This is a genomic window from Leptodesmis sp., assembly GCF_052746595.1.
In genome coordinates, this window is record NZ_JBRAGO010000129.1 from 1 (window position 1) to 6245 (window position 6245).

Here is a 6245-nt window from a genome sequence, read left to right on the forward strand (position 1 = left end):
AGAGGAGGGAAAGACAGAGGAGGGAAAGACATTCCTAATTGTGCAATGTAACCCTCAGGCTGGCAGGGTAACTCTCGCTGAGAATCCCGGATTTGATGAGCAGTTCTTAAATTGGGCGGTCTACACGAAGGCTGTGATGAAGCCTGGGTTACAGGGAAATCAGGCTTCTGCCAATGGCTGTTTAATTGAGATCGAGCATCCAAAGTTAAAAGACGTGAATCCGGGCATTGATGTTCTTTGGTTGTCTCAGGCAACAGGTGAGGGAAAATTGTTCACAGTTAAGGCATGTGATCCTGAGACTCATAGGGTGACGCTGGCTGAAGATCCCAAATTAGATAGGCTGTCTCCTCTGGCTTGGGCAATCTATTCAAACCCTGTGAGTCGTGTGGAAAAATACACTGATCCTGTGAGCCTTAAGGAGAAATACATTGATTGTCTCTGGTTAGGGCAGGAAGGCAAGGGTCAAGTCTCTCTATTGAGAGCTGTAACCCCCTCAAAGGGACGGTAACGCTGACTGAGGCTCCTGCTATGGTAACGGGTGCTTCCGATTGGAAGATCGGTTTGGCCTTTGACCAGTACGAGGTGTTTTTACCCCAACCTCCGACCAGACCGAGACCTTTTCCAGGATTTCCGGCAGCCCATGCTCTACCGGAGCCATCCTTGGATCAGGGCATTCGCTATGCCCAGTTGGGGATCTCTGCCTTTTCCAAGCATCCTAACCGGCCCAACGACCAGCGCCTGTTTAGTGAAAGTCCGATCGAGGGGCCACGGGAGGTGTTCAAGGTTCGTCGGCAGCCGCCTGACCCACCTGGGGATATCCCCTATCCTGATGGAGATATATTCGCAACTCGGGCTGATTATCATGGGCGCTCCTTTTATACCTACCAGTGGCCAGCACCCCCTAACTCCTCATTGAAGACTCATGTGATGCGGGCTTTGGATGATGCAGTCTTTAAACTTGACTGGTTGATGCGGACAACTCGCACGGCGTTAGATCCGAAAAATCCCAGGCATGAAAAGTATTTCCTTGAAAATTGGGATTTGAACCGTAAACAAACTGCGGCAAGCCAACTTAATGCGATTAAATCGTTTGGAGATTATTCAAGTTTGTCGAGTGATGCTCGTACTCTATTGGAATATTTGCCAGGGAATAACAAGAAAACATGGAATAGTGGAGTTCAAAATCGGGATTGGGAGATTCGCCAAACTCGGATCAGCCTTTCTGCAAGTGACACTCAGTATTTTCCAAATGTATGGAATGACCCAATTAGACGGAAGGGTATTGCCAATAAACTGAACGCCATTATTGGCCTGCTATCTGGTGAGGCAGCTACGGTCGATCAGGCAATTGTCGCTTTAGACAATACTCCCGATCTCTCGCGAGTTCGGTCTTATCGAGATACGTTATGGTTGGCTGCTGACCAGGCTAATGCTAACCGACATTATCGGATTATTGAGGTTGATGCAGGGAATCATCGGGTGACTTTAGACAAAGTACCGAGCTTAGGGGCTTCCTCATCCAAATGGGTGCTGTATCTGAATGAATACAACTTTTCTAAAAACGACCCACTGGTGCTGAACAATGATGATTTGCGGGTGCTGGCAGGGTTGCCAGGGAATGAGGATGCGTTTACGCAGATTACGATCGAGCCACTTCACTCTGGCATTTGTGAACTGAAGGATACGCTGGATGGTAAGTTGCGGAATCGATATTTTTATCGATCGGCTTATGTGGATCGGGTACAAAACAGGAGTGGGTTGAGTCGGGCAACACCGCAAATTTATTTGCCGAAGGTGACACCGCCACGAACTCCGGTGGTGACTAAGGTGTTGGGTGGGGATAGGCAGATTACGCTCAGGTGGGTATCGAATCGAGAGCCTGACCTGCGGGAGTATTGGATTTATCGCACAGAGAATTAGGAAGCGGCTCGTGATATCCGCTTGATGGGAGATCCTGTGCATATTGAAACTGTTCTAGATGATCCGACTTTGCGGTCATCCGAAGTTACTTGGTCAGATGTCAAGGTAAGAGGCTTGACCGATTATTTCTATCGAATTGTTGCTGTGGATGAAGCGGACAATGCCTCTGTGCCATCTGGAATTATGCAAGGACGCGCCTACCAAAAGCCACCTGATCCGCCTGTTTGGGTGACTGCTGATAGACAGCACAGCCATATCTTACTTGAATGGACACATCCCCGAATAACAGAATTGAGTTTCAGAATAGAACGCCAAGAGCGCATGACTGATGCCCTTGGACGACCTGGCAGAACACGCTGGGTCCGGATTTCTGACTGGTTGGAAGGTGGGACAGGTACGTTCATGGACGAAATAGAGAACACCATTTTGAGTACTGGGCTCACTTATCGAATAGAAACAAGAGATTCACTTCAACAAGTTGCGTTTGAAAAACCAACAATCGCAGTTCCTGAAGTCGCAATAGGAGGAGACTAAAAATGCGGGACTTTCTCAGATTTATCTTATCTAGTAGTGACCAAAGTCGAATCGTTGATGGGACGATCGAAGTTAATGATGTGGGTTTTGACAAAATTACTGATCCGAATACTCCACCAGCTCAGAGTCTTTACTTAAAATTTCAAGTAAAAAATCCATCGGATGGTGCACCAAAAGTATTTCCCCTATTTCCTGGAAGGCTTATTTACAGTGCGTTGCCTAATTCATCAGGTGGAATTGTACTACCTTCATGGGATGCAGATGAGCGAGTTCCTGGCAGGCCGCAGCCGGAAGACATCTGATGTCGCTGTCAATGAAAATCCTGTGATTGAAGTTACGGTTGAGTAGTCTACTGAGCCATTAACGCTCCATCAACAGTCTATCGAACGCAGTTTAATCTCTAAAAGTGCGATCGCCTTTGGTTACAGTTTTTGCCAAGGCGATCGCTTTCTTGTTAAAGAGCACTATGCTCTTAGAACTCATAATTACGTGTTCTACAGACTATGCATGCCCTTCTTCAATGGTTTCGGTTCTGTAATCGACGGTTGCGAACCTGGTTAATTTTAGGGATCACTATCTTCTGTTTGGCGATCGCCCTGCATCCGGTTCATGCTCAGGAGAGTACTCCCGTTGCCCAGGAAAATGCGCCAACCACCCAGATCGTGAATAAAGAGGGCAATGAAGTAGATGGTTATCCAATCGTCCTAGACGGCAACACACTGCTTCAGGTGAGGCGAGGGATTCCAGGGGTTGTCTCTGCTAAAGAGCGAGCAGAAATTATTAATGATCGGATCATTGCGATCGCCAATGATGCCAGCATTTCCCCCGATAGTATTCGGGCAGAAGAACAAAATGGTGCCACCGTTGTCATGGCTGGCGATACTGTCCTTTTTACGGTGCACGACACAGATAGCATCAATAACCAAACCCGCCAAGAAACAGCAGAACAGGCCGTTCAATTCATTCAATCGGGGATAACGCAGTACCGTAGCGATCGCAGCGTTGAAAGCTTGGTGAAAGGAATTATCCTGGCGATCGCGAGTACCATTACCCTAGCGGTATTTTTAGTTCTGCTGCCACGATTGTCGTTCCGTCTTCTCACGAGAATCAAGGTTGCCCGGCAAGCAGATGCACTTGATTTCAGAATTCAAGAATTTCAAGTCTTTAGCTCTAACGTAACTGGATATCTCCTGTCAGGCGTTGTCCGATTAACACGCCTAGTTCTTATTATTGGCGCTTTCTATCTTTACTTGCCTTTTATTTTGAGTCAGTTTCCAGCAACTAAAGCCGTTGGCAAATCTATTCTGAGCGATATTGCCTATCGAATTAGTGAATTAGTCAAAACGTTTGTCCAATTTCTACCAAACTTTATCACCATTGGGATTATTGTTCTGATCACTTTCTACGTGATTCAATTCGCTAAGCTGGTCATTACCGAACTGGGTCGGGATGATGCCTATCCCTGGTTCTATCAAGAATGGATACGACCGACCAATCGTCTAGCAACCATTTTCTTATCTGCAATCGGCTGTATTGTTGCTGCACCTTACATCCCTGGGTTTAATTCACCCGCGTTTCAGGGCGTTTCCCTATTTTTAGGCGCACTGTTAACCCTAGGTTCATCCTCCGCCGTTGCAAATGCGATCGCCGGAATCATTTTGATCTATACTCGCGCCTTCCGAATTGGAGACGTTGTTCAAATCGGTGATACCAGGGGAGAAGTGCTAGACAAATCGCTGTTTGTTACCCGTCTTCTTACCTTCAAAAAAGAGGTGATCACCGTTCCCAACTCAGCCGTTCTCAATAGTAGTGTAGTTAACTTCAACGCTAGTTCTAGAGAGTCTATTAATTATCTGGTTTTACACACAACGATTACGCTGGGATACGATGTTCCCTGGCGAAAAATCCATGAGGTATTGACTCAAGCGGCAATCACAACTCCGGGGATTGTACCTGATCCCCAACCCTTTGTATTACAAACAGCCCTGAATGATTTCAATGTCAGCTATGAGTTAAATGCCTATAGCGATCGCCCTGAAATTATGCCGAAGATCTATTCCGAACTGCATCAAAATATCCAGGATTATTGCAATCAAGCGGGCATTGAAATCCTATCACCAGGGTATACCTCCCTACGGGACGGAAACCACTCGACCATTCCTGAAAATTATTTGCCCGATGACTATGTTTCACCCGGTTTTCAAATTCACCCCCAGAACAACCAAGACTAGGATCTGACATGGCAATCCGCTGAGCATTGGTTCGTTGCCGCAGCAGGTAAAACTGAATGGCATCGGACTCTATGCTGGTGTTGTTGGATTGGGGACGGTAGCTGGGTGTTGGGCGATCGCGCATTACCGAAGTTAGGAGCTGTAAATGGGTATAGGTTTAGGATTCTGTTAGACAAAACAGTAATGCAATATCGGGTAAAACCTGATGCGTTAGCTACGGCTTCCTACCTGATTCAATCCACCTCATTAAAGTTAATAGCCTATGTCATGCTGTGGAGTCTCTGTTTTTAGTGATTTCACTGAGCCTGTTTATACTAGCTACTTGATAATATTATTTGAGTAGTCTAAGTAATCAATCTCCTCATCTGGTGAGCGCTATGGCGAAAGGTGATCACATTTACGTACACTGCATTGGTTATACACACCACGGAATTGATTGTGGTGATGGAACAGTCATTCACTATACCCAGCGCGGAATCGTTCAGATTCCCATAACGGCTTTTGGGGATGGAAAGCCATACTCGGTGAAGCAGTATGGCAAGTGCAACTCAAATGATGAAGTAGTTCGAAGAGCTAAAAGTCGCCTAGGTGAGAATGAATACAATCCTGTTTCCAATAATTGCGAACACTTTGCGACATGGTGCAAAACAGGTATACCTGCAAGCGAGCAGATTAGAAATAGCACTGCAACAGTTGCTGGTACTTCTGGCAGTGGTGCAGCAGTAGCTGCAGGTCTTGGAGTTGTTAGTGCTACTGGTGCAGTAGTAGGTCTGAGCGGTGCTGGCATCATGTCTGGGCTAGCTACAGTAGGTGGAGTTGTTGGGGGTGGTGCAGTTGCTGGGATCGGTGTCCTAGGAGCTGCACCAGGGCTTGTGACAACGGTGGCGATGAGCCAAGTTCTGAAAGATGATGAGAGCTTACCAAGCGATGAACGCGAGGCTCGTGGGGTTGGCAGAACAATGACTGCTGTTGGTGCTTTTACCGGGACAGCGGGGGCTGTTGGTGCAATTGCGGCTAGCGGTAGTGTTGCTGGACTGAGTGGTGCTGGTATTACCTCTGGCTTAGCAGCGGTAGGAGGAGTTGTTGGGGGTGGCATGGCAGCTGGAGTTTTAGTTACTGCTGCTGTTCCAGCAGCAGCAGCGGCAGCAGTCGGATATGGCGCTTATCAAGCTTGGAAGTGGCTCTCTAAATGGAAAATATAGAGAACTGTTCTATAGAGGCGGTCGTCCTTGATCTAAGGTGATCGCTTTTTATTTGGCTTTACCGAATCTATGTAGAACCTTTTTGTTAATCAACCCGGTTTTTAGGGCATTCTAACTGTAGATCTAACTATGTTAAGTGGGTAACCTGAATTAAACGATGTCCTGAGAACGGTATACCGAGCTTTCTAGGTTCCAGAGCTACGTTCAGTTAGGACTCTCTACTTATTGCTCAGAACATATCGACAGATCCTCTAATAACTGATGGATAACACTTTAAAGTTCTGACGGGGTCGTCAATACTTTGTAATTATTTAGTTTTGTAAGAAGGAGAACACAACTTTATGGCATTCAGAAAACC

General features: G+C 46.6%; 6 protein-coding genes and 1 pseudogene. All 7 read left to right on the plus strand.

The genetic code is table 11. The annotated features are described in order from the left end of the window. Positions 1 to 508: hypothetical protein (locus ACUVQO_RS20600; RefSeq protein ID WP_445927703.1), on the plus strand; the 508-nt coding region annotated here is incomplete at its 5' end. 20 nt (positions 509 to 528) lie between these two features. Next, positions 529 to 1920, plus strand: a complete 1392-nt coding sequence (locus ACUVQO_RS20605; protein ID WP_445927704.1) for a hypothetical protein — start codon at positions 529 to 531, stop codon at positions 1918 to 1920. Between the two features lie 36 nt (positions 1921 to 1956). Continuing rightward, the gene (locus ACUVQO_RS20610) at positions 1957 to 2454 is read left to right on the plus strand and encodes a hypothetical protein (protein WP_445927705.1); all 498 of its coding nucleotides are present in this window, start codon (positions 1957 to 1959) and stop codon (positions 2452 to 2454) included. A 162-nt stretch (positions 2455 to 2616) separates the two neighbouring features. Beyond that, a complete protein-coding gene (locus tag ACUVQO_RS20615) occupies positions 2617 to 2802 on the plus strand; it encodes a hypothetical protein (protein ID WP_445927706.1) in 186 nt (61 codons plus the stop codon). 155 nt (positions 2803 to 2957) lie between these two features. Beyond that, positions 2958 to 4685 (plus strand): mechanosensitive ion channel family protein, encoded by a 1728-nt coding sequence (locus ACUVQO_RS20620; protein ID WP_445927707.1) that lies wholly within the window; start codon positions 2958 to 2960, stop codon positions 4683 to 4685. A gap of 377 nt (positions 4686 to 5062) precedes the next feature. Further along, a pseudogene (locus ACUVQO_RS20625) lies at positions 5063 to 5326 on the plus strand (lecithin retinol acyltransferase family protein); the annotation flags it as partial. Positions 5327 to 5473: 147 nt separating this feature from the next. Continuing rightward, positions 5474 to 5887 carry a hypothetical protein gene (locus ACUVQO_RS20630; RefSeq protein WP_445927717.1) on the plus strand — a complete coding sequence of 138 codons (414 nt, stop codon included), beginning with the start codon at positions 5474 to 5476 and terminating at the stop codon, positions 5885 to 5887. The last annotated feature ends 358 nt before the right edge of the window (positions 5888 to 6245 follow it).

Bases quoted from the DNA above. Each gene is read 5' to 3' on its own strand.
- ACUVQO_RS20605 (WP_445927704.1), top strand. From the start codon at position 529: ATGGTAACGGGTGCTTCCGATTGGAAGATCGGTTTGGCCTTTGACCAG.
- ACUVQO_RS20620 (WP_445927707.1), top strand. From the start codon at position 2,958: ATGCATGCCCTTCTTCAATGGTTTCGGTTCTGTAATCGACGGTTGCGA.
- ACUVQO_RS20630 (WP_445927717.1), top strand. From the start codon at position 5,474: ATGTCTGGGCTAGCTACAGTAGGTGGAGTTGTTGGGGGTGGTGCAGTT.
- ACUVQO_RS20615 (WP_445927706.1), top strand. From the start codon at position 2,617: ATGGTGCACCAAAAGTATTTCCCCTATTTCCTGGAAGGCTTATTTACA.